A 23,128-nucleotide genomic window follows, 5' to 3' on the forward strand; every position below is an offset into this window, starting at 1 on the left:
GGCGTCAGGCGAGGTCCGGGTCCCACCACCAGGCGACGGACGGGGCGCCCTCCAGCGGCCCCGGACGGACGTCGGACGGCTCGTCGGCCCAGGACAGCAGCGTGTCGTCCATCTCGTCCGGCCAGTGCCCGCCGCTCAGGTAGCGCGGCACCCGCAGCCCCCACTCGTTGTTGCCGCGGATGCCGTACCGCAGCCCCTGGAGATACCCGGCGAGTTCGCCGCTCGCCGTCGGCCGAACCCGGTCGTGGAGCCCCACGAACCGCAGCAGGACCCGGTCCCGCAGCGCGGTGCCGGCCGTCACCGCGTCCTGGAGCGGGCAGTCCAGCTCCTGCATCAGCACCGTGTAGAGGTTCTGGTCGGCCTGACCGCCCGCCAACTCCTTGTGCAGCGAGTGCCGGTCGTTGTCCAGGGCGGCCACGAGGATGGCCATCTCGGTCAGCGCGCGGACGGCCGGCCGGTGCAGTTCACGGTCGGGGACCTCGACGCCCGTCGCCAGTTCCAGCAGGGCGAAGGTGGGTTCGCCGCCCGACGACAGCAGCCGCATCGTCAGGAAGTCGTCCAGCCCGGGCATGCGGCCGCCCGCCTGGTTGCCGATCTGCCACGCCACGCCCGACAGCCAGGCGCGGTGGGCGTACGTGAACCGGGACACCTGCGTGGGCGGGGCGAAGCCGCGGAAGCGGCGCATGATGTCCTGCAGGGCGCCGACGAACCGGTCCGTGCCCGCGGCCGAATCCGTCTCGCAGGCCCGCTGCACCTGGCCGGCCAGCGCGTTGAACTGCGCGGGCCGGCTGCTGAGCGGTCCGCTGTCGCAGCGGGCGTCGTCGAAGGCGAAACCCCAGTACACCCACAGGGCCGCCGCCAGCAGCCGGTCGTCGTCGGCGACCGGGGTGAACCGGGCGAAGAAGTCGGCGCTGTGCGTCGCCACGGCCCAGGCACGTTCCCGTTCGGTGGCACACATGCCGCTGTCGCCGATCCATTCCACCGCTCGTTTCTCGATCTGCCGGACACGGGGGTGAATGGCGGACTCGAAAGGACAGAAGACCGGCGGCAATTCCACGCCGGATACGCGGGACGCGGGGGATCCCATGGCAGCACACACCTTCCGGATAAAGGGTCGGGGATTCGCTCACGATCATGGAGAACCGGCCGATCGAATGGCGACAGGCCATGCCCGCCGAGCGGCGGCTGTCAGTCGAAAGGGTTGGGGCACCGCGCCGGTTGACCGGCGGCGACCATCACTCGTCCGGCGCAGTATCGCGGCGCCGACCCGGGGAAGCCGCAGAACATGCCCCGGTGCGCATTCCTCCCGCACCGGGGCGGCGGGGTGTGCCGCGGCCGGGATCCCCGAGTCGGCCGCGGCGCACCTCCGTCGGCCGCACAGCGGGGTACTCGCCTCGTCCGCCGGGCGGCGCGCGTCCCGGGCCGATGATGGGTGTCGACGCCCGGACGTTATGGGTGCCGTCCCCGATGGCACGGCCCCGGTCCGGCGTGTGACCGTGGAGCGACGCCGCGCCCCGGGGGCTTTTTCGGGGGCCGGGGGACGTTGCGGAAAAGCCCCATCTCGCCCGTCTGCGGGCGTTGCCGCGTGGTCCGTTCCGGGTGTGCCGTCCGCGCCCCGAGTGCCGAGGCGGCCGGTGGTCATCGTGGCGTACTGCCGTGAGCGCGCCCCGGGTCGGGGCCGCCCGCCCGTCCGGGTGCGCCGCGGCCAGGTCGGCGCCCCGCTCGGCCCGGGAGTGGTGTCACCGCAGGGGTACCGGTCAACGACGCCCGACCGTACGGCAGCTGACGCATGGCGCACGACGCATGACGCACCGCAGATGAAGGAGAACCCGCATCCACCCCCGTCAAGTGAAGCCCTCCCGACCCTCCGCACGGTCGAAGGGGGTGACCCGTGGGACACGCTGACACCCTGCTCGCCATGGGCGGCGCCTTCCTGGCCGCCGCGTTCCTCGCCCGCCTCGGCGGCAGGATCGGACTTCCGACGATCCCCCTCTTCATGCTCGCCGGCATCCTGCTCGGTCCCCACACACCCGGCTTCGTCCTGGTCGAGGACGCGCACGACTTCGAGATGCTCTCCGCCCTCGGACTGGTGCTGCTGCTGTTCTATCTGGGTCTGGAGTTCCACCTCGACGACCTCAAGAGCGGCGGCAAGCGGCTGCTGACCGCCGGGGGCATCTACCTGCTGCTCAACGTCGGCGCCGGCCTCGGCTTCGGGTTCGTCCTCGGCTGGGGCGTGCGGGAGGCGCTGGTGCTCGCCGGCGTGCTCGGCATATCCTCCTCCGCGATCGTCACCAAGATCCTCATCGACCTGGGCCGGATCGGCCGCCCGGAGACCCGCCTCATCCTCGGTGTCATCGTCGTGGAGGACATCTTCCTCGCGCTGTACCTCGCCGCCCTGCAGCCGATCATCGCGGGTGCGCAAGGCTTCGCGGAGATGGCCCTCCAAGCGGGCAAGGCCTTCGGCTTCCTGCTGCTGCTGGCCGCCGCGGCCCGCTACGGCACCCGGCTCGTGGGCCGCCTCATCGAGACCCGGGACAACGAACTGCTCGTCATCAGCTTCCTCGGGGCCGCGGTGCTCGTCGCCGGTGTCTCCGAGGTGCTGGGCGTCGCCGACGCCATCGGCGCCTTCATGGTCGGGCTCATCCTCGCCGGTACTCCCTCCGGACCGCGGATCCGTGAACTGGTGCACCCGCTCCGGGACGCCTTCGCGGCGATCTTCTTCTTCGCCTTCGGGCTCGCCATCGACCCCGGCGACATCGCCTCCGTCGCCGGCCCGGTCGCCGCGGCGGCGGCACTGACCGTCGTCATGAACGTCATCGCCGGGCTGTGCGTCGCCCGGGTGTACCACTACGGCTCCGAACCCGCCGCGGAGATCGCCACCACCCTGGTCGCCCGCGGGGAGTTCGCGCTGATCCTGGCCGCCATGGCAGCGGGCGCCGGACTCGACGGGCGGCTCGCCCCCTTCATCGCCGGATACGTTCTCGTCCTCGCCGTCCTCGGTCCCATCGTCGCGGGACGGGCGCACGTGCTCGCCGGCGCGCTGCGGGCCGCCGGCCGAATGCTCCCCGGGGCGAGGACGCCCACCACGGCGCCGGGGGGCCGCTCCGGCGGGGAGGCGGAGGCGGGCGAACAGCCGGCGTCCGGGCCGGCCCCGGCCGCGCCCGCGGAGCACGCGGAAGCCGACCGGTAGGGCGGGGCAGAAGCCCGGCGGTTCGGACGACGGCCGGTACGAGGGTCGTCGAAGGGCAGGGCACGCGGGCACGGTCGCGGCGGTGGCCGGTGAGCCCCGGTCACCACCCCGGCCGGTACGTCACCGGACACCCCGGTGGGACAATCTGCCCGCAGGGTCGGTGTCCGACGGTGTGGTCGGAGCCGTCCGGGACCGGAAGGAGCCGTCAGCATGATCGAGTGGGTGCCCCTGGGCAGCGGTGCCAGACCCGTTCCCCGGCCGGTCGCGGCTCCGCTTGTGTGGGCGGGGGCCTTCTGCGGCGCCCTCGCCCTGGTGGCCCTCCTCAACGGCATCGTGGGCTCGGGCCGCCCCGGACTCGCGCTCGCCGTGCTCTCCCTGCTGGCGGCCCTGCTCGGGCTCTGCGCCCGGTTCACGGCCGCCCCCGGGACCGCCGTCCTCTGCTGGCTGTCCCTCAACGGCTTCGCCATCCCGCCCGCCGGCACGCTGACGTGGGCCGGCCGACGGGACGCGGTCTGGTTGGGCTGTCTGCTCGTCGCGGCCCTCGTCGGCACGGCACTGGCCCGCCTGGTCCATGCCCGGGCCGCCTACCGCCGACTGACCACGGCGACCGGACCCGACGCACCGGAGCCGGGCGCCGGGCCGGGCGCCTGCCCGGGCGACTTCTGACCGCGCGCGACCGACGGTCGGGGCGGATGCCCGACCGACGGATGGGGCGGATGCCCGACCGGCGGTCGGGGAGGGCCCCGCCGGTCTCCCGGCGAAGTCCTCCCCGCCGTCCCCGGGTCAGGCCGTGCGCGGGGTCAGGCCGTGTGCAGGGTCAGCCCATAGCGGTTCAGGATCTCGTTGACGGGCTGGAACCAGGTCTCCCCGCCGCTGGAGCAGTTGCCCCAGCCGCCCGAGGTGACGCCCTGCGCCTGGTCGCCGCTGATGAAGGAGCCGCCCGAGTCGCCGCCCTCGGCGCAGACGCTGGTCTTCGTCATCTGGTGCACCGCGCCCTGGCTGTAGTTGACCGTCTCGTTCTTGGCCAGCACGGTGCCGCAGTGCCAGTGGGTGGTGGAGCCGGAGCGGCAGATCGAGGCGCCGACGGGTGCCTCGTTCGAGCCGCGCACCAGTTGGTCGGAGACCGTGCCCCAGCCGAGCACGACCGGTACCGTCCACCAGCCGCTGCCCACGCTGACCCAGGCGTAGTCGTTGCCCGGGAACGACGAGCCCTGGAACGTCCCGATGTGCGAGCCGTCCCAGCCGCGGACCGCCCCTCCCGCACCGCCGCAGTGCCCGGCGGTGACGAACCCGCCGTGCACCGAGAAGCCGATGGAGCAGCGGACGTTGCCGGTGTAGTACGGGTCGCCGCCGACCGTGCCCGCGGCGAAGGTCTGCGGAGCCGACGACACCGTGCGCACCGTGACCGGTCCGGCCTCGCGGGCCCGGGTCACGAAGCGCTGGACATCGTTGTCAGCCCGCTTGCCCGCGACCACGTCGACGACCACCGCGTTGGCGGCCGGGTCGACGTGCCAGCTGCTGACGCCGGCGGGCGCGTCCAGGCGGTCGATGCGCGTCTTGGCGGCGTCGAGCTGCCGTGCGCTGTGCTCGACGGTGCGGACGTGCGCACCGGTGGCGCCGACGGCCCGTACCGTCGCGGGCGACGCCTCCGAGGTGACGGCCACGGTCAGTCGCCCGCGACCGGCGTCGAACCAGGAGCCGCCGAAGGCGTCCCCGGCGGCCCTGCGTGCCGTGGGTGCGAGGTCGGTGGCGCGGCGTTCGGCCGCGAGCCGGTCCTCGGCCTCGGCCCGGGTGAGGCCGAAGTCCCGCTGCATGGCGTCCAGGAGGCCGGCGGAAGCGGCCGGGTCCTTGGCGGAGTCGGCGGGGGAGTCGGCCGCCGAGGCGGGCAGCGTGCCGACCGCGGTGAGGCTGCCGAGCATGAGGAGGGTGGCCAGGCCGAGGTGCCTGAGTCTGCTGCGTCTCACGGGAGTTGCCCTTCGTCGTTCCAGCAAGGTGGGGGTGGAACAACCGCAGTCTGAGAGCGCTCTCACCGGGTTGCTTTCGAGCTTAGCCAGGCTGCAACGTCAGGTCCATGCCAATGCAGGAGCTTTCCGGAGAGCTTGTTGCAGGGCGGCAGGGGGCGGCACGGAGAGGGCGGAAGACCCTGCCCTGGTTGGCCGGTCCCGGACGGGGCACTCAGTGCTGCGTCCTTGCAGTGACGGCTTCTGGATGTGGGAGGCACGCGTGGCGGTTCGGCATCGGTTGATCCAGGCGAGTCCGGCGGCGGTGTGGGATGTCCTCGCGGACGGCGACCGGTACGTGGAGTGGGTGGTGGGCCCGTCGGAGGTCATCCCCAAGACCGGACAGTGGCCGCGGGTCGGCGCGACGATCGCCTACGAGGTGCGGCTCGGGCCGGTGCGGCTGAACAACGAGTCGGTGGTCCGGCACTGTGTGGAGGGCTCAGTGCTGGAACTGGAGGCGAAGGCGGGCAGGCTCGGCACGGCCCGGATCGCCATCGAGCTGCGCCCCTGGGGCGAGCAGTGCCTGGTGATCGTGGACGAACACCCGCTGCGCGGCCCCGGCGGCCTGCTGCACAACGTGGGTGTCGAGGCGCTGATCCAGGTGCGCCACCGTGCGATGCTCTCCCGGCTCGCGAAGCTGTGCGAGTCCGAGGCCGGGGAACAGTGCCGGCCGGACCCGGCGGAGTCGACCGGGTCCGTGGACTTCGGACCCGGAGCCGGCCGTGCCTGACGCCGTCGTGATCGGGGCCGGCCCCAACGGGCTGGTGGCGGCGAACCTGCTGGTGGACGCCGGCTGGAGCGTGGAGGTCCTGGAGGAGCAGCCCGAGCCGGGCGGGGCGGTGCGCCACGACAGCGAGGTCGCCCCCGGCTTCGTCAACGACCTGTTCAGCTCCTTCTACCCGCTCGCCGCCGCTTCCCCGGTCCTCGCCGGACTGCGGTTGCAGGACCACGGGCTGCGCTGGGCGCACGCCCCCCATGTGCTGGCCCACCCCCTGACCGACGGTACGTGCGCCGTCCTCGACCGCGACGTGGGCACCACCGCCGCCTCCCTCGACGCCTTCGCGCCCGGGGACGGCGCCGCCTGGGAACGCCTGCACGAGGTGTGGGACCGGTACCGGGCCGACATCCTGGACGCACTCTTCACCCCGTTCCCCCCGGTCCGGGCCGGCGCCCGGCTGGCCCTGCGGCTGCGCGGCGGGGGCGGGCTGCGACTGGCGCGCACCCTGGTGCTGCCGGTACGCCGCATGGGCGAGGAGGAGTTCCGCGGCGAGGGCGGCAAACTGCTCCTGGCCGGCAACGCCCTGCACGCCGACCTCGCGCCGGAGGCCGCCGGGAGCGGCGGTTTCGGCTGGCTGATGTCCATGCTCGGACAGACCTACGGCTTTCCCGTGCCGGTCGGCGGCTCCGGCGCCCTCACCGCGGCCCTGGTCCACCGGTTGCGCGCCCGGGGCGGCACCCTGCGCTGCGGGCGGCGCGTCGAGCACGTCCTGGTGCGCGACCGGCGCGCGGTGGGTGTCCGCACGGCCGGTGGGGAGACGGTCGCCGCCCGGCGCGCCGTCCTCGCGGACGTGTCCGTGCCCGCCCTCTACGGCGATCTCGTCGCGCCCGAGGACCTGCCGGACCAAGTCCTCGCCGATCTGCGGCGCTTCCAGTGGGACTTCGCCACCTTCAAGGTGGACTGGGCGCTGGACGGCCCCGTGCCCTGGCGGTGCGAGGACGCGGCGCGGGCCGGGACCGTGCATCTGGCCGACGGTCTCGACGAGCTGACCCGGTTCGCCGCCCAGATCGCCATGCGGCAGGTCCCCGACCGCCCCTTCGCGCTGTTCGGCCAGATGACGACCACGGACCCGTCCCGCTCACCGCGCGGTACCGAGTCCGCCTGGGCCTACACCCACGTCCCCCACGACATCGGGGCCGACGCGGGCGACGAGGGCATCACCGGCAGCTGGGACACCAAGGAGCAGGAGCTCATGGCCGACCGCGTCGAGCGCCAGGTGGAACGCTTCGCGCCCGGCTTCCGGTCACTGATCCGGGCCCGGCGCGTACTGGCCCCGCCGACGCTCCAGAACATGAACGCCAACCTGGAGGGCGGCGCCATCAACGGCGGCACCACGGCCATTCACCAGCAACTCGTCTTCCGGCCCGTGCCCGGCACCGGGCGGCCGGAGACGCCGGTGACCGGCCTCTTCCTCGCCTCCGCGGGCGCCCACCCGGGCGGCGGGGTGCACGGGGCGCCGGGCGCCAACGCCGCGCGCGCCGCGCTGCGTCAGCACCGGTTCGCCGGCCTCGCACGGGTACAGCGCACCCTCACCCGACGCGACCGCACCGGCGACAAGCGATGACCGGCTGCGTGCGACCCGCCGTGTGGGACCGACCGCGTTCGCCGGGCCCATGCGGTCGGCCGCGTACGACCGGGCACCTGCGACCGTCCGCGTTCGACCGTCCGCGTGTTCCGCGAGAAGGGGCCGACCGGTGACAGACAGCCCCCTCCAGAATCGCACCGTCGTGGTGACCGGCGCCGCGCGCGGACTGGGCGCCGCCCTGGCACACGCGTGCGCCCGCCGAGGTGCCCGGATCGCCCTGCTCGGCCACGAGAAGTCGCGACTGGACGCCGTGGCGGCGGACCTGCCGACTCCGGCGTGCGCGGTCGAGGCCGACGTCACCGACCCCGCCGCGCTGGATGACGCGGCCGGTGAGGTCCGCGGGCGCCTGGGGCCGCCGTCGGTCGTGGTGGCGAACGCGGGCATCGCGGAAGGCGGCCCGTTCGCCACGTCGGACCCGGCCGAGTGGCGCCGCGTGGTCGACGTGAACCTGACCGGCAGCGCCCACACGGCCCGCGCCTTCCTGCCGGACCTGCTCCGCACCGCCGGATACCACCTGCAGATCGCCTCGCTGGCCTCGCTCGGCGCCGCCCCCATGATGAGCGCCTACTGCGCCTCCAAGGCGGGCGTGGAGGCCTTCACCCACTCACTGCGCGCCGAGGTGGCCCACCACGGGGTCGCCGTGGGCATCGCCTACCTCAACTGGCTCGATACCGACATGATCCGTGACGCCGACCGGTACGCCGTCCTGCGCGAGTTGCGGGCACACATGCCGGCTCCGGCCCGCCGCACCTTCCCGGCGGACTACGCCGCCGACCGGCTGGTGCGCGCCGTGGAGCGACGTCGCACCGCCGTGTACGTGCCCGGCTGGCTGCGTCTGGCACAGGTGGGGCGCACGACCCTGCCGCCGCTGGTCCTGCGGCTGTCCCGCCGGGAGCTGCCCCGGCTGGAGGCCGAGGGCGCCATGGCCCCCACCGGTCCGCTCGGCGCGGGCGGGCGGGCCGACCGCGCGGTGGAGGAAACGGGGGCGTAGCGGGCCCCGCGCAGGTCAGCTCGATCCGAACCGTCGCGCCACGGCACGCAGCAGTACCGACCGTCCCCGGTCAGGCACCGTCCACAGCGTCTCCCCCCGTACGCCCCACCGCTCCAGCAGGGCGTTGGCCGCGAGGAACCCGGAGGTGGCGGCGCGCTCCATCAGGGCCACGGGCAGATCCGTACGGACCAGGTCCCCGGCGACGACGACGGCCGGGTCGGGCGTGCGGACCGTCGGACGGTCGCGGTAGCCGCCGACGGTGAACAGCGGGCAGTCCACCCGCCACTCGTGCCGTGCGGCCACGATCCGGGCCTCGCGGGTCTCCGGGTACACCTGGTGCAACTGGTCGACGAGGCGCTTCTCCTCGACCTCCCGGACGGCCGTCGAGGGCAGGGCGTAGGCGTGGAGTTCGACGACCGAGCCTCCGGTGCGGGCGGCCCAGCGGCCCGCCTCGCCCTCCCACTGGGACAGCACACTGACATTGTCCAGCGAGCCGTAGCCGCTGGTGCCGAGGAAACCGGGCCGGCCGGACGCGACCGGACGGTCCAGCCACAGCCGGGAGACCAGGAACGGCGGAGCGGTCCGCAGCCGCGCCACCCGCCGGCGCCACCCGTCGTCACCGAGCCGCGGTGAACGGCCCACCACCCCCTTCAGACCGCCGGTGTCCAGAGCGAGCACGACGGCGTCGTACGGCCGGGCACCGGCGGAGTCGACCACCAGGTGGCCGCCGGACGGACCGGGGCGGACCGCCTCGACGGACGTGCTCGTCCGCACCTCGGCACCGTGCCGCGTCAGTCGCTCCGCGAGCGGATCCCACAGCGCCCTCGGGAACGGCTCGCGGGGGACGTCGAACAGCAGGCCCTCGCTGGAGCCGAGGAAGTAGATGTGGAACATCAGCGCCATCTCCGCGGCCGACAGCTCCCGCGGGTCAGCGAAGAAGCTGCGGGAGAACACCTCGAAGGCCAGATGCCGCGCGGCCGCGGGGAAGCCGACGGCGTCGAGGAAGTCGTGGGCGCTGATGTCGTCCAGTTGTTCGTGGACGCGGCGCGTACGGACGTCGAGGAGCGGCAGGGCGGCGGCGGGCCGCATGGCCGGCAGGTCGCGCAGCGCGAAACTGGGGCTCAGGGCGACGAAGCCGAGGGCGCTGAACGGGGGAGTGCGCGGTACCCGGCGGAAACCGTCGCGCAGCCCGCTGCTGTGCCACAGCGGATAGTCCGGCAGCCCGGTCAGCATCCCCAGCGCGGGGTCGGAACGGCGCAGCAGGCTCCGCAGGTTGTAGTACTGGCGGAAGAAGGCGTGGAAGCCCCGGCTCATCGTGGCGGACGTGCCGTCGGGCAGGTCGACCGGCCAGCCGGCGACCCGGCCGCCGAGTACGGCCTCGCGTTCGTGGAGCACGACCCGTACCCCCCGTTCGGCCAGGACGGTCGCCGCCGCCAGGCCCGCGATGCCGCCGCCGATCACCGCCACGGACGGCGGATCACCGGCCACCCGCCCCCGCCCTGCCCGCGGACGGACGGCCAGGGCGCGGCGATCCCGGCCCGGCGGCCGCAACCCGCCGCCCCGGCTCACGAGGCACCACCGGCCTGCGGGCCGCCGGTCCGCGCCCGGCCCGTCCCGACCGGGCCCGTCCGCGCACCGCCTGCCTCCGTGCCGTGAGTCTCGGCACCGTCCGTCTCCGCACGGTCCGTCTCCGCGCCGGCGCGGCGGCCGAGGAAGGTGTGGGTGATGCCCGTCTGCCAGCCGGGCAACGGAAGGACCCGGACCCGTGCGAACCCGGCCCGGCCCAGCCGCGCCCCGAACGCCGGCGCGGTGTCGAACTCCACGACGCTGCGCCACAGGTGCCGGTAGAGGTCCCGGTCGCCCGTGGCCGTGCCCAGCGGCAGTACGACGCCCCGGCACACCGCGGCCCACACCAGACGGTCCACGCGCCGCCCGCCGAGCGCGTACTCGTGCACCGCCAGCCTGCCCCCGGGAGCCAGCAGCCGGTGCACCGTACGCAGGACGGCGTCGGGGTCGGTCAGGTTGCGGAAGAGGTAGGCGGCGAGCACCGCGTCGAAGGGGCCGTGCACCTCGGCCCGGTGCAGTTCCTCCGCCGGGGCGTGTACGAACCGCACCCGCGACGGCCAGCGCTTGGCCCGGGCCCGGTCCAGCATGCCCGCCGAGGCGTCCACCCCGACGATCTCCGCGGCGGGGAAGGCCGCGGCCAGCGCCGCCGTCGAGGCGCCGGTGCCGCAGCCCAGGTCCAGCACCCGGCGTCCGGCGCCGCCGTCCGCGAGGCCGAGCCGGCGGGCGGAGCGGCGCAACTGGGCGTGGTAGCCCGGGTTGAGCGCGACCAGGCGGTCGTAGCGGCCGGCGCCGTGGTCGAAGGCGGCGGTCAGCGCGGCGTCGCGCAGCAAGGGCGGCATCGGGACTCCCGGGGCAGGTGGCTCACGGACGGATGTTGCTGACAGACGGGTGTTGCCAACGGACGGGTGTTGCCAACGGACGGGGGCGGGGGCCCGCCCCAGGTTCCGCGCGGACGGGACGCGTACGGACAGGTCGCGTACGGACAGGTCGCGTACGGACGGGACGCGTACGGACGGGTCCCGCTCAACGGACGGAGGCGCGGCGGCGCGGCAGCCACGGCAGTTCGGCCGCCGTGCGCAGCATCGGCAGGGCGGGAGTGCGCACCCCGACCGCGAGGTCCTCGTACAGCCGGGACCGTCCGTCGAGGAAGCGCAGCAGCCGACCGGCGGGTACGCGGTCGAACAGCCGGAAGAAGAGGTCGGGGCCGTCCACCCGGCCGGTGTCCAGCGCGCGCAGCAGCACCGCGTCCATCAGCCGGGCGCGCACCGGGTGCGGGGGCGGCGGTACCGGGCGGCGGCCCGCGCGCACGGCGCGTGCGACGGCGTCGGACTGCCGCTGCACGGCGGCGAACGTGTAGCCGGTGGACGCGCGTGTCGCCCCGCCCGCCATCCCGATCCGGAAGACGGCACCGGAGCCCGTCGCCCGCCGCTCGAACACGGCGTCGGTCATCGGGATCACCCCCTGCTCCGTCGACAGGACCTCCGTGGCACCGGTCCGCAGGACGCGGCGCGTGTAGTCCTCCAGGGCGCTGTCGTACGCGGCGGACGTCAGCGGCGCCGGGCCGAACTCGGTGTACTCGACCAGCGCGGTGTGCCGCCCGGTCGGGAGCACGTAGCCGAAGGACAGGCCGCGCTCCGGCTGCCTGGTGCGGAAGTCCATCAGATCGACCACCGCCGGGTCGAAGACCGGCCGCTCGGTGCGGACGAACCAGCCGCGGAAGTGCTGGAGGAGGCGGGTGCGGGCGGGCGGCGGGCGGTCGGGCGGGCGGGAGTCGAAGACCCAGCGGGCGCGCAGGCCGACGTCGGCCCCGGTGGCGTCCCTGGCCGGCACCCAGGCGGTCCCGTCCGGCAGGGTGGTCACCGTGCCGACGGTGGCCTCCAGACGCCGAAGCCCGGCCCGTTCCTTCAGGTCACGGTCGACCAGCGCCTCGAAGTCGTCCGAGCGGATCATCTTGTAGCGGGCCGGCGCGATGTGCCGCAGGGCCACCGCCCCGTCCCGGCTCCGTACCCGCAGCCACTCCCAGGACGCCGTCGTCGCCGGGTCGAAGCGGCCGGGGCCCGCCTCCCAGAAGCACCAGGTGCGCCGCGGTGCCCGCAGCGGGCCGGGCGGCGGATCGATCAGGACGACGGAGGGCGCCGCGCCGTGCGGTGAGTGAGCCGGGAGCCGGTGCGCCAGGGAGAGACCTGCCGCCCCGGCACCGACGACGACGATGTCCGCCTCGACCACGGCCACCTCCTTCCGTTTCCGTTTGTACGAAGAGCGTGCGCGGGCTCGGTTCCGCCGGAGTATTCCGTCCCCGTGCCGCCCTTGGACGCACGGCGCGCTGGCCGGCCCGGGGCGGGTGCCCGCCGGGCGGGTGACTGCGGGGCGGGAACGGGCGTCGGCGGCGTCGGGCCGGAAGCGAAGGGGGAAGGCATGACGCCGAGTCACCCACCGAGGCCGACGCCGGACGGTGCATCCACCGTGCGCCGCCCGGTCGAAGTAGGCGCAGCGGCCGACGTACCCGACACGGCTCAGCGCCGCAGCCGACGACGAGAGGACCCGGGATGCGCCCCAGCACGGCCGACGACGGCCGGGAGAAGCCGCGGGACCTGCCGCACCCGGCGGAGGGCCCGCGATGACGCGGACGGTGACCGGTCGCACCGACCACGTCGTGGTCGTCGGTGCGGGGCTCGCGGGCCTGTCGGCCGCCCTGCACCTGCTGGGCTCCGGGCGGCGGGTGACGGTTGTGGAACGCGACCCGCTGCCCGGCGGCCGTGCCGGACGGCGTGAGTTCGGCGGCTACCGCCTCGACACGGGCCCGACCGTACTGACGATGCCCGATCTGGCCGACGAGGCGTTCGCCGCCGTCGGCGACCGGCTGGCCGACCGCGTCGAACTCCTTCCCCTGCACCCCGCCTACCGGGCGTTCTTCGCCGACGGCGGCACCCTGGACGTTCACACCGACGCCGCCGCCATGGAGGCGGAGGTGGAGCGGTTCGCCGGGGCGCGGGAGGCGGCCGGGTACCGGCGGCTGCGCGTCTGGCTCCGGCAGCTGTACGCGGTGCAGATGCGCCGGTTCATCGACGCCAACTTCGACTCTCCGCTCGGTCTGCTCACGCCCGACCTGGCCAGACTCGCCGCCCTCGGCGGTTTCGGCCGGCTGGACGCGCGTATCGGACGCTTCCTGACGGACGAGCGGCTGAAACGGGTCTTCTCCTTCCAGGCCCTGTACGCCGGTGTCGCACCGGCCCGCGCGCTGGCCGCCTACGCCGTCATCGCCTACATGGACACCGTGGCCGGCGTGTACTTCCCCCGCGGCGGCATGCACGCCCTGCCCCGCGCCATGGCGGACGCCGCCGCCGACGCCGGCGCCGACCTGCGCCTCGGACAGGACGTCACCCGCCTGGAACGGTCCGGAAACCGGGTCACCGCCGTCGTCACCGCCCACGAACGCATCCCCTGCGACGCCGTCGTCCTCACCCCCGACCTGCCCGTCGTCCACCGGCTGCTGGGCCGCCGCCCGCGCCGCCCGGTCGGGCTGCGGCACGCGCCCTCCGCCGTGGTCCTGCACGCCGGCACCACCCGTACCTGGCCGCACCTCGCCCACCACACGCTCTCCTTCGGCGCCGCGTGGCGCCGGACCTTCGACGAACTGACCCGGACCGGCACCCTGATGACCGATCCGTCGCTGCTGATCACCCGGCCCACCGCCGGGGACCCCACCCTGGCCCCCGAGGGACGACACCTCCACTACGTCCTCGCGCCCTGCCCCAACACCGACATCGGGCCGGACGCCCGGGCCTGGACCGATCTCGCGCCCCGTTACCGCGACCGTCTGCTCACCACCCTGGAACACCGGGGACTGACCGGCCTCGCCGCCGCCATCGAGGAGGAATGCCTGGTGACACCCGCCGACTGGACCGCCCAGGGGCATGCCGCGGGCACGCCGTTCTCCGTCGCCCACACCTTCGCCCAGACGGGTCCCTTCCGCCCCCGCAACCTGGTGCGCGGCACGGAGAACGCGGTCCTCGCGGGCTGCGGCACCACCCCCGGGGTGGGCGTGCCGACCGTGCTGATCTCCGGGAAGCTGGCCGCCGCCCGCATCACCGGCACACCGGCGCGACGTACGGCGACGAAGGGCGGGCGCCGATGACCCGCCGCGAACTGGACGCGGCGGGCATCACCGACCCGGCCCTGCGCGCCGCCTACACCCGGTGCCGGCTCCTCAACGCCCGGCACGGGCGCACGTACTTCCTGGCGACCCGCCTCCTGCCCGCGGACCGCAGGCCGGCCGTGCACGCCCTGTACGGATTCGCGCGGTGGGCGGACGACATCGTCGACGACATGGGGGCCCGGGCGACGACCGCCGAACGCGCGGCGACCCTCACCCGGCTCGAGGAGCAGCTGCGGCGGGCGCTGACCGATGCCGGGCCCGCCGGCGAACCCGTGGTGGTCGCCCTCGCCGACACCGCCGCCCGGTACGCCATCGACCCGGCGCACTTCACCGACTTCATGGCCTCCATGCGCAGCGACCTCACGGTCACCGACTACGCCACCTACGACGACCTGCGCGCCTACATGCACGGCTCGGCCGCCGTCATCGGCCTGCAGATGCTCCCCGTGCTCGGCACCGTGACGGCCCGCGCCCGGGCCGCGCCGCACGCCGCCGCGCTGGGCGTCGCCTTCCAGCTGACCAACTTCCTGCGGGACGTGGGCGAGGACCTGGACCGGGGGCGGATCTACCTGCCGGCGGACCTGCTGGCCGCGCACGGCGTCCAGCGGGACCTGCTGCTGTGGAGCAGGCGCACCGGCCGCCACGACCCCCGCATCACCGCCGCGCTGCGGGCCGCCGACGACCTCACCCGCGCCGTCTACCGCGAGGCCGCACCCGGGCTGGCGATGCTGGACCCGGTCTCACGCCCCTGCATCCGTACCGCGTACGTCCTCTACCGCGGCATCCTCGACGCCATCGCGGACGGCGGGTACGCGGTACTGCACCGGCGCGCGGTGGTGCGCCGCCGCCGTCGCGCGACCGTGGCCGCCGACGGGCTCGTACGAGTGCTGTCCGCCCGGCTGAGGGCCAGGGGCGGCGCCGCTCGCGGGACGCCGCCGGTGCCGTGCCGCAGCGACGCCTGCTCCGTGAAGGAGGCCGGATGAGGCACGACCCCAGCCCCCGCCGGGGCCGCTTTCCCCTGCGGCTGCGCCGCCGCCCCGTCCCCTGGCAGAAGCAGCGCCCGACCTGGCGCGAGGCCCGCCCCGCCCTCATCGCCGCGGCTCTCGGGCGCGCCCGGGCACGCCCCTCGGGCAACTGGTACGTCCTCGGCGCGAGTACGGAGGTACGGACCATCCGCCCGCTGTCCGGCACGGTCGCCGGTGTCGAGGTCGTCGTCTGGCGCGACGCGCGCGGGCGCCTGGTGGGCGGACCCGGCGCGTGTCCCCACCTCGGCGCTCCGCTGGCCGACAGTCCGGTGCGGTGCGGCACGCTCGTGTGCCACTGGCACGGACTCGCCCTGGACGGTGCCGCGTTCGCCGGCTGGGAGCCGCTGCCGGTGCACGACGACGGCGTACTGGTGTGGGTACGGCTGGACGCGGTGGGGGAGGAGACGCCGACGGTCGCGCCCTTCGTACCCGGCAGGCCACCGTTGGCGACGGCCCTGACGTCGGTGTGGCGCGGGGTCGGGGTCTGCGAACCCGAGGACGTCGTCGCCAACCGGCTCGACCCGTGGCACGGTGCCTGGTTCCACCCGTACTCCTTCGTGGACCTCACCGTCGTCGAGACGCCCGATGAGACATCCGGCGACACCGCGGTCGCCGGCGAGGACGACGACCGCTTCGTCGTGGACGTGTCCTTCCGGCTCACCGGCCGCCTCGTCGTGCCCGTACGCGCCGAGTTCACCGCGCCGGAGCCCCGCACCGTCGTCATGCGCATCACGGACGGCGAGGGCACGGGGTCCGTCGTGGAGAGCCATGCCACGCCGCTGGGTCCGGACCGGGACGGCCGACCGCGCACCGCGGTCGTCGAGGCGGTGCTGGCCACCTCGGACCGGCCGGGCTTCCCCGTGGCCAGGCGACTGGCACCGGCCCTGCGCCCGCTGATGCGCGCCGCCGCCGGCCGCCTGTGGCGCGACGACCTCGCCTACGCCGAACGCCGCGGACACCTGCGCGAGCGCGGCCAGTTCCCCGGCTGAACGGAGCGGCACCGGCATGCAGACCTTCCTCCCCCACCCCGGCTTCCGGGAGTCGGCGCTGGTCCTGGACCGCCGCCGGCTGGGCAAACAGCGGGTCGAGGCGCTCCAGGTGCTGCGCGGCCTGACCGTGCCCGGCTACGGCTGGCGCCGGCACCCGGCGGTGCGGATGTGGACGGGCTACGAGGAGGCGCTCGTCCGGTACGGCCTGGAGGTCTGCCGGGTCTGGCGCGAGCAGGGCCACCAGGACAGCTGCGCCGCCTCGCTCGTCGCCGGGCTCGCCGCCGGCTCGTGCGGGCGGCTCGCCGCGAGCCGCCCGCACGAGCCGGTGCGGGACCAGCCGGAGCTGGCGGACGCCGGGGAACTGCCACCCTGGCTCGGGGACGACGCCTTCCACCGCAGCCACCGGTCGGCGCTGGTGCGCAAGGATCCGGAGGTCTACGCCGAGCTGTTTCCCGGAGTCCCGGACGACCTGCCCTATGTGTGGCCGGCCTCGGACCGGGAGCGCGGGGAGGCGGGGAGCGGCGCCCCGTAGGTCAGGCCTGCTGCTCGCCGGCCAGTTCCTTCATGTCGACGGTCTGGTCGGCCGGCGGCTGTTCGGGGCTCACCGGCTTGTTGTAGTCGCTGAAGGTCACGCTGCCCGGGTTCTTGCCGCCCTCGGTCGTGGTCTTCAGGATGTACGGCTCGCCCTCCGTGGCGACGTACAGGGCGAGGGTCTCCCCGGCCGAGCCCTTCTTCGTGAGCTTCAGGGCCCGCTCGCCGCCCACCTCCGTCGTGTCACCGCGCTGCATGCCCTGGCGCTCGGACTTGTCCTCGTCCATGGCGGAGATGAAGCCCTGCTTGTCGCAGACACCGGTGGTCGTGGCGTCGTTCGCCGGCATCCTCACCCACTTGTCCTGGAGCTTCGGCGCCATCTTCCGCGCCGCGTCGGGCTGCTGCTTCAGGGCGTTCTGCCAGTACTGCTCGTCGCCGCGCAGGTAGAGGGTCGCCTCGGTGTGCCGTACTTCGGCCGTGGACTCGCCGGTGCCGATGGTGCCCTGACAGTTCTTCTCCTGGTCGACCGAGACGTCGATGGTGACGGTGCTGCCGTCCTCCAGGCGGTTGTCGCCCTTCACATGCATGGACTTGGCCTGTCGCGTGGCCTCGACCGCCTTCGCGGCGATGTCGTCGGCGCTCTGCCCCTCGAACGGCTTGCTCTCGCCACCGGAATCGCCGCCGCAGCCGGCCAGTAGGGCGACCGAGACGCTCGCGGTCGCCACAGCGGTTGCCACTTTGCTGGTGCGCACTGGAAGCCCCTTCACATGTCTACTCATTCCCGTCAAATCCCTTGCTTTCCCGATGTGTTGGCACCGGGACGTTCCGACTACCCCGGATCTCCGCGACATGCACGTGATGGAGAAGGCGTGATGCCCGTGTGAGGGCCGTCGCCGCCGATTGGTCCCCGACGGTGCCCGTCGAGTGGACCCCGCGACGGACCGCCGCGCTTTCTAGCGTCGTGGCCATGAACGCCACCACCACGCGCGGAGCCCTGCTCGCCGCGTTCGCCTGTGTCCTCGTCGGAGGGTCCTTCACCGCCAACAGCCTGCTCGGCGACTACCCGTACGCGGGCGGCCAGTTCCTGCGCTACGGTCTGGCCTTCCTGCTTCTCGTCCCGCTCGCCGGCCCCGGCGCGACGACCCGGCTGCGCACGCTCGGGGCCGGCCGGTGGCTGCGCCTGGCGCTGCTCGCCGCCGTCGGCATGGTCGGCTTCAACCTGGCCGTCCTCGCCGCGGAACGCACGGCCGAACCGGCGGTCCCCGGCGTCTTCGTGGGCTGCGCGCCCGTGGTGGTCGCCGTCCTCGTCCCCCTCCTCGACGGGCGTCGGCCGCAGCGCGTCGTGCTGTACGGGGCGCTGTTCGTGGCGGTGGGCGCCTTCACGGTCCAGGGGTGGGGGCGCACCGACGGCGCGGGCATCGCCTTCTCCGTGTGCGCCCTGGTCGGCGAGGTCGGTTTCGCCGTCCTCGCGGTGCCCGTACTGCGGCCCCTGGGCCCTCGGCTGCTGTCCACCGTGGTGTGCGGTGTGGCCGCCGTCGAGTCGGCGTCGGCGGGTGTCCTCGTCGACGGCGGCGGATGGCTGCGGCGGCCGGACGCGGTCGAGGCCGGTGCGCTCCTGTGGCAGGCGGCGGTGGTCACCGTGGTCGGGTTCGTGTGCTGGTACATGGGCATGCAGCGGATCGGGGCGGAGCGCGCCACGCTGTTCTCCGGCCTGATCCCGGTCGCCGCCGCTTGCACGGCACCGCTCGTCGGCACGGGCTCCTACGGCGTCGCGCAGGCCGTGGGCAGCGCCCTGGTCTGCGCCGGGGTCGCCGTGGGGTCGGGCGCCGCGTCACTGAGGTTCGCTCGCCGGGGCCGCCTGCCGGGGGCGCGTCGGCGGACCTCGGAGCGCTCCTTGGAGAAGCTGTAGAGGTCCTTCGAGGTGCTGACGAACTCCCGGACGATCATCGCGACGGCGCCGACGGCGTACGGCGGGGTCCCCGGCGGATGCCCGCCGGGGGCCCTGTGTGTGACCGTCAGCGCTCAGGGCTGTACGGGCATGCTCCAGCAGTTGGAGCCGGCCGGCTTCCCCGAGAGGCGGTCGGTGAGCCAGGAGATGGCCTTGCCCTGGTCGGCGAGCAGCGGCGCGAAATGGTTGAGCAGGCCACTGCCGACGCCGGGCAGCAGGACCGCGTCGTAGGTGACCTTCGCACCCTTGCGGCACCAGTCGACGGCCAGTCGGCGGGACTGCTCGTGGGGGACCAGGTCGTCGCTGACGCCCGTGGCCACGCGCACCGGGCTGTCGGGTTTCAGCGAGCCGATGCGCTGTTCGGCCAGGAAGGCCTGCAGCGTCGGCTCGGCCCGGATGATGTCGCTGATCGACTGCCCGGTCTCCGTCCAGTCGGTGCTGCTGTCGCCTCCGTACCCGAAGAGCGCGTCGCCGACGCACATGGTCGACAGGTCCTTGAGCGCCTCCTCGCCGGCCGTGTTGATGTACCGGTCGGCGATGGGCCGCAGGGCGGGCTCGGTCTGCAGGAAGCCGTTGAGCGACCAGCCCAGCGCGCCCGCCAGGTCGCCGCCGTCGATGGCCGCGGTCACCTCGGTCAGGTCGGCGGGCGGGGCGCCCGCGTAGGTGCCCGCCAGCTCGACGTCCGGGGCGTAGGTCGGCTGGAGCTCGGCCGCGGCGGCCGTCGCCCCGCCGCCCTGGCTGTATCCGAAGAGGCCGACCCGCGAGTCGGGGGTGATGGACGCCGAGTCGAGGGAGCGTGCGGCGCGTACGGCGTCCAGTACGGCGTGGGCTCCGTCGACGCGGTTGACGTAGGTGTGCAGCCGGTCGGTGGTGCCGAGGCCGACGTAGTCGGTGACGACGACCGCGACGCCGCGCAGCAGCAGCCGGTAGATCGACAGGTCCTCGTAACCCACCGACACCGTCTCGCCGTTGAGCAGCAGCGGGTGCTCCAGGGCCATCGAGGCGGCGCACTGGTCGCCCTGGCCCATGGTGCCGGGTGCCACGGCGACCAGGGGGCGCGGTCCGTCGCCGCGCCACTTCGCGGCCGGCTCGATGTAGGCGCCGGTCACTGCGACCGGTTCGCCGTTCGCGTCGGTGGACTTGTACATCAGCCGGGTCGCCCGCCCCGGAAGGGGGCCGTCGAGGCTGGGCAGGCTCAGCGCGAGGCGCAAGGGCTCGCTGCGGACCAGCGCGCCGTCGGCGTCGGGCAACGTGGACGGCGGGGTGTAGAAGGCGGGTATCTCGACGCCGCGGGACACCTCCGTGACCGTGTCGGTGGCCGATCTGTCGGCGGCGGCCGGGACGGCCTGCGCACCGAGGGCGAGCGCGACCGTGACGGCCGCGGCGAGCGTGCGTGGGCGTGGGGGCATGGCGAACCTCCTGGGGAAGGGCCGGAACCGGTCGTCCGCGGTCCGGTGCGAGAGGGCCGTGGTCGCGCTGCTCCTGTGGGGTGACGGGACCGTAACCGGCCAGGGGTTACCACGGGTAGCGCCATGCTCATTACGGTTCAGTAACTTGACGGGCTGTCTAACAACGGTCACGCCGCCAACCAGGACGTGCCCGACTCGCCGACGGCGACGTCAGGACCCGCCACGCCCCCCGACAGCGGGCCAGGCGCCCAGGTCGGCCAGCCGGAGCACCAGCGCCGCGATGTTCCAGGCGTCGTCCACGCCTCGGTGGTGCCGACCCTCCAGCGGCAGCCCGGCGAGTTCGAGAGCCCGCGCCATGCCGGGCCTCCGGCGCAGCCCGTGGGCGTCGGTGAAGACCGCCTTGGCGTTGGTGTGCGTGCGCTCGGGAGGGTGGCCGAAGGGATGGGGGACCCCGTCCGCGGCGCACTGGCGGACGAACTGGCGCCGGTCGTAGTCGCCCCAGCTCGCCCAGGGCCGGACGCCCGCGCCGTGCTCCCGCACCAGCGTGGCGCAGGCCTGGGCGAAACTCACGCCCCGGTCGGCCTCGGCCTGGGTGATGCCGGTGAGTTCGGTGCAGAACGCGCTGACCCGGGAACGGGCGGGCCGCACCAGGACACGGTGCCGGCTCACGCGCTCCCGGGCGTCGAGGTCGACCACGGCGAGCCCGATCTCGATGACCTCGCTCACCGCGCCGGGCGGCGGCTGCCCCTCCCAGCAGGTGGCCTCCAGGTCGATGACGTTCAGCAGGCCCTCGCGGCCCCCGTCCGCGGTGCGCCGGTCCATCCCGGCACGGTACGAGGGCACACGATCGGCGTCACCCGGTTTTCGGCCCGGGGAGGGGGGAGGCACCTACCGGCGGCTGCGCACCAGCAGATACAGGAAGTACGGCGTACCGATGACCGCCGTCATGAGGCCCGCGCCGAGCTGCGCCGGCGCGATCACCGTGCGGCCGATGAGGTCGGCCGCGCAGACGAGCGTGGCGCCGAGGAGGAGCGCGACGGGCACGACCCGCACGTGCCGCCGGCCCACGAGGGCGCGGGCCGCGTGCGGGGCCACGAGCCCGACGAAGCCGATGGTGCCCGCGCAGGCCACGGCCGTCGAACTGAGTACGACGCTGAGCACGAGGAACCCGAGGCGTCCCGGACCCAGCGGAAGGCCCAGCAGCCGGGGCGTGTCCTCGTCCAGCGAGATCAGGTCCAGCTCGGTGCGCCGGGCGACCGCCACACCGATGCCCACGGTCAGCGCCAGCGCGACCGGCACGATGTCCGGCATGGTCCGCCCGTAGGTGGAACCCGACAGCCAGGTCAGCGCCTTCGTCGCGTTGAACGGGTCGGTGAGCACGATCAGCAGGCTGATCAGCGCGGTCGTCGCGGCGGCGACACCGATGCCGACGAGGACCAGCCGGTTCTGCCGGAAGCCGCCCCGGGCGGCGAGCCCGAAGACGACGACCGCGGTGACGGCGGACCCCGCGAAAGCGGCACCGGCGACCCCCCACGTCCCGGCGACCGGCGCGGTGGTCACCAGGATTACGGCCCCCAGCGCGCCGCCGCCGGAGACGCCCAGGACGCTGGGTTCCGCGAGCGGGTTGCGGGTCACCGCCTGCACCAGCGTGCCGGCCAGGGCGAGCGCCGCACCCGCGCAGAGCGCGGCGAGCACCCGGGGCACCCGCGTGTCCAGGACGAAGGAGACGGTCCGCCCGGCCCGTCCCTGCGCCCAGTTGACGACGTCACCGAGCAGCAGCTTGCTGTCGCCGACCAGCACGGCGGCGATCACGAGACCGACCAGGACGGCGGCCAGGACCGCCACGGTGGCCAGGAACACCGTCCGGCTCGGGATGCGCAACCGGTCGGGCGCGCCGGCCCCGGCCGTGTCCTTCAGCCGCAGCGCCATGACGACCAGGAACACGGCGCCGACCAGGCTGGTGACGACGCCCGTGGGGACGGCCACCGAGAGGTCGTCCGCGACGAGGCTCCGCAGCAGCACGTCGGAGCCGAGGACCAGGGCCGCGCCGGTGAGCGCCGCCGCGAGCATGGTCGTACGGGATCGTGCGAAGCCGCGGAACCGGCGGGCGAGCGGGCGGACGAGGGCGGGTGCGCACAGGCCGACGAAACCGATCGGCCCGGCGAGCGTGACCGCGGCGGCGGACAGCAGCGCCGCCAGGACCACGACCGTGACCCGGGTGGCCCGGACCGGGACGCCCAGGCCGCGCGCGGCGTCGTCGCCGAGCGCGAGCGCGTCCACCCGACGGGCCGTCAGTATCAGTCCGACGAGTCCGATCAGGGCGATGGGCAGCATCTGCAGGACGCCGTCGAAGCCGTTCTGGGCGATGCTGCCCTGGTTCCACTGGTAGAGGCCGTCCGTCTGCTCGGGGAAGAGCAGCAGCAGTCCCTCCGTCATGGAGTTGAAGCCCAGCATCAGCGCCGTACCGGCGAGCACCAGCCGGACGGTGCCCGTGCCGAGCCCGGACAGGCCGAGCACGACGGCCGCCGCCGCCAGGCCGCCGGCGAAGGCGACGCCGGAGGAGGCGATCATCGGGAGCGAGACGCCGGTGGCGCCGACCAGCCCGAGCGCCAGGTACGAACCCGCGTTCACGGCCAGGGTGTCGGGGGACGCCAGCACATTGCGGCTGACCGCCTGGAGCACGGCACCGGCGGTGCCGAGGACGGCACCGACCAGGAGCCCCGCGGCCATCCGGGGCAGCCGGGACGCGATCACGACGGACGCGTCGTCCGGATCGGCCTGCCCGGTCAGGGCCTTGAACACCTCGGCGGGTCCCACGGCGGCGGTGCCCTGGGTGATGTCGACGACGGCCAGGACGGCGACCAGCAGGACGAGTCCGGCCGTCACCGCGGCCGCACCCGACCGGGACGTGGGAGCCGTCGACGGACGGGCAGCGGGCTTGGTTGCGGTGACGGCCATGG

General features: G+C 74.5%; 19 protein-coding genes. 10 read left to right on the forward strand and 9 right to left on the reverse strand.

All coding sequences use genetic code 11. From position 1 onward, the window contains the following. Positions 1-4: 4 nt before the first annotated feature. Complete coding sequence (locus RI578_RS36205; RefSeq protein WP_310875020.1) at positions 5-982, reverse strand: terpene synthase family protein; 978 nt, start codon at positions 980-982, stop codon at positions 5-7. Positions 983-1,891: 909 nt separating this feature from the next. Here RI578_RS36205 and RI578_RS36210 point away from each other — a divergent pair. After that, positions 1,892-3,190 carry a cation:proton antiporter gene (locus tag RI578_RS36210; RefSeq protein ID WP_310875021.1) on the forward strand — a complete coding sequence of 433 codons (1,299 nt, stop codon included), beginning with the start codon at positions 1,892-1,894 and terminating at the stop codon, positions 3,188-3,190. Between the two features lie 210 nt (positions 3,191-3,400). After that, positions 3,401-3,856, forward strand: coding sequence for a hypothetical protein (locus RI578_RS36215; RefSeq protein WP_310875022.1), 456 nt, complete (start codon positions 3,401-3,403; stop codon positions 3,854-3,856). A 134-nt stretch (positions 3,857-3,990) separates the two neighbouring features. Here RI578_RS36215 and RI578_RS36220 read toward each other — a convergent pair whose 3' ends face one another. Next, positions 3,991-5,154 carry a S1 family peptidase gene (locus RI578_RS36220; RefSeq protein WP_310875023.1) on the reverse strand — a complete coding sequence of 388 codons (1,164 nt, stop codon included), beginning with the start codon at positions 5,152-5,154 and terminating at the stop codon, positions 3,991-3,993. Positions 5,155-5,413: 259 nt separating this feature from the next. Between RI578_RS36220 and RI578_RS36225 the strand changes: the two genes are divergently transcribed. The 3 genes from RI578_RS36225 (at position 5,414) to RI578_RS36235 (ending at position 8,544) form a co-directional block, all read left to right on the forward strand. Next, complete coding sequence (locus RI578_RS36225) at positions 5,414-5,920, forward strand: SRPBCC family protein (RefSeq protein WP_310875024.1); 507 nt, start codon at positions 5,414-5,416, stop codon at positions 5,918-5,920. Continuing rightward, positions 5,913-7,532, forward strand: coding sequence for an NAD(P)/FAD-dependent oxidoreductase (locus RI578_RS36230; RefSeq protein WP_310875025.1), 1,620 nt, complete (start codon positions 5,913-5,915; stop codon positions 7,530-7,532). The genes RI578_RS36225 and RI578_RS36230 overlap by 8 nt, the downstream gene beginning before the upstream one ends. Positions 7,533-7,662: 130 nt before the next feature. Then, positions 7,663-8,544 carry an SDR family oxidoreductase gene (locus RI578_RS36235; protein ID WP_310875026.1) on the forward strand — a complete coding sequence of 294 codons (882 nt, stop codon included), beginning with the start codon at positions 7,663-7,665 and terminating at the stop codon, positions 8,542-8,544. Between the two features lie 15 nt (positions 8,545-8,559). Here RI578_RS36235 and RI578_RS36240 read toward each other — a convergent pair whose 3' ends face one another. From RI578_RS36240 to RI578_RS36250, 3 genes are all read right to left on the reverse strand, one after another. After that, a complete protein-coding gene (locus tag RI578_RS36240; RefSeq protein ID WP_310875027.1) occupies positions 8,560-10,032 on the reverse strand; it encodes an NAD(P)/FAD-dependent oxidoreductase in 1,473 nt (490 codons plus the stop codon). Between the two features lie 77 nt (positions 10,033-10,109). Beyond that, positions 10,110-10,949, reverse strand: coding sequence for a methyltransferase domain-containing protein (locus RI578_RS36245; RefSeq protein WP_310875028.1), 840 nt, complete (start codon positions 10,947-10,949; stop codon positions 10,110-10,112). A gap of 184 nt (positions 10,950-11,133) precedes the next feature. Beyond that, entirely contained in the window at positions 11,134-12,336 is a 1,203-nt protein-coding gene (locus RI578_RS36250; RefSeq protein ID WP_310875029.1) for a lycopene cyclase family protein, read from the reverse strand. Between the two features lie 391 nt (positions 12,337-12,727). On the opposite strand from RI578_RS36250, the gene crtI reads away from it, so the two are divergent. Genes crtI through RI578_RS36270 form a run of 4 tightly spaced genes read left to right on the forward strand, consistent with a single transcriptional unit; the run spans position 12,728 to position 16,812 of the window. Continuing rightward, the gene (gene crtI / locus RI578_RS36255; RefSeq protein ID WP_310875030.1) at positions 12,728-14,245 is read left to right on the forward strand and encodes a phytoene desaturase family protein; all 1,518 of its coding nucleotides are present in this window, start codon (positions 12,728-12,730) and stop codon (positions 14,243-14,245) included. After that, positions 14,242-15,249, forward strand: coding sequence for a phytoene/squalene synthase family protein (locus RI578_RS36260; protein WP_310875031.1), 1,008 nt, complete (start codon positions 14,242-14,244; stop codon positions 15,247-15,249). Before crtI ends, RI578_RS36260 begins: the two co-directional genes overlap by 4 nt. Beyond that, positions 15,246-16,280, forward strand: a complete 1,035-nt coding sequence (locus tag RI578_RS36265) for a DUF5914 domain-containing protein (protein ID WP_310875032.1) — start codon at positions 15,246-15,248, stop codon at positions 16,278-16,280. The genes RI578_RS36260 and RI578_RS36265 overlap by 4 nt, the downstream gene beginning before the upstream one ends. A gap of 16 nt (positions 16,281-16,296) precedes the next feature. Further along, entirely contained in the window at positions 16,297-16,812 is a 516-nt protein-coding gene (locus RI578_RS36270; protein ID WP_310875033.1) for an MSMEG_6728 family protein, read from the forward strand. Between the two features lies 1 nt (position 16,813). Here the strand turns inward: RI578_RS36270 and RI578_RS36275 are convergent, their stop codons facing one another. Then, complete coding sequence (locus RI578_RS36275) at positions 16,814-17,563, reverse strand: hypothetical protein (RefSeq protein ID WP_310875034.1); 750 nt, start codon at positions 17,561-17,563, stop codon at positions 16,814-16,816. A gap of 215 nt (positions 17,564-17,778) precedes the next feature. On the opposite strand from RI578_RS36275, the gene RI578_RS36280 reads away from it, so the two are divergent. Next, positions 17,779-18,720, forward strand: coding sequence for a DMT family transporter (locus RI578_RS36280; protein WP_310875035.1), 942 nt, complete (start codon positions 17,779-17,781; stop codon positions 18,718-18,720). 113 nt (positions 18,721-18,833) lie between these two features. On the opposite strand, the gene RI578_RS36285 is transcribed toward RI578_RS36280, so the two are convergent. The 3 genes from RI578_RS36285 to RI578_RS36295 form a co-directional block, all read right to left on the reverse strand. Then, the gene (locus tag RI578_RS36285) at positions 18,834-20,168 is read right to left on the reverse strand and encodes a lipase family protein (RefSeq protein WP_310875036.1); all 1,335 of its coding nucleotides are present in this window, start codon (positions 20,166-20,168) and stop codon (positions 18,834-18,836) included. A gap of 210 nt (positions 20,169-20,378) precedes the next feature. Then, a complete protein-coding gene (locus RI578_RS36290) occupies positions 20,379-20,990 on the reverse strand; it encodes a 3'-5' exonuclease (RefSeq protein WP_310875037.1) in 612 nt (203 codons plus the stop codon). Between the two features lie 66 nt (positions 20,991-21,056). Continuing rightward, positions 21,057-23,126, reverse strand: coding sequence for an iron ABC transporter permease (locus tag RI578_RS36295; protein WP_310875038.1), 2,070 nt, complete (start codon positions 23,124-23,126; stop codon positions 21,057-21,059). Positions 23,127-23,128 lie beyond the last annotated feature (2 nt).

It is taken from the genome of Streptomyces sp. BB1-1-1, assembly GCF_031597775.1.
GTDB classification, from domain to species: domain Bacteria; phylum Actinomycetota; class Actinomycetes; order Streptomycetales; family Streptomycetaceae; genus Streptomyces; species Streptomyces thinghirensis.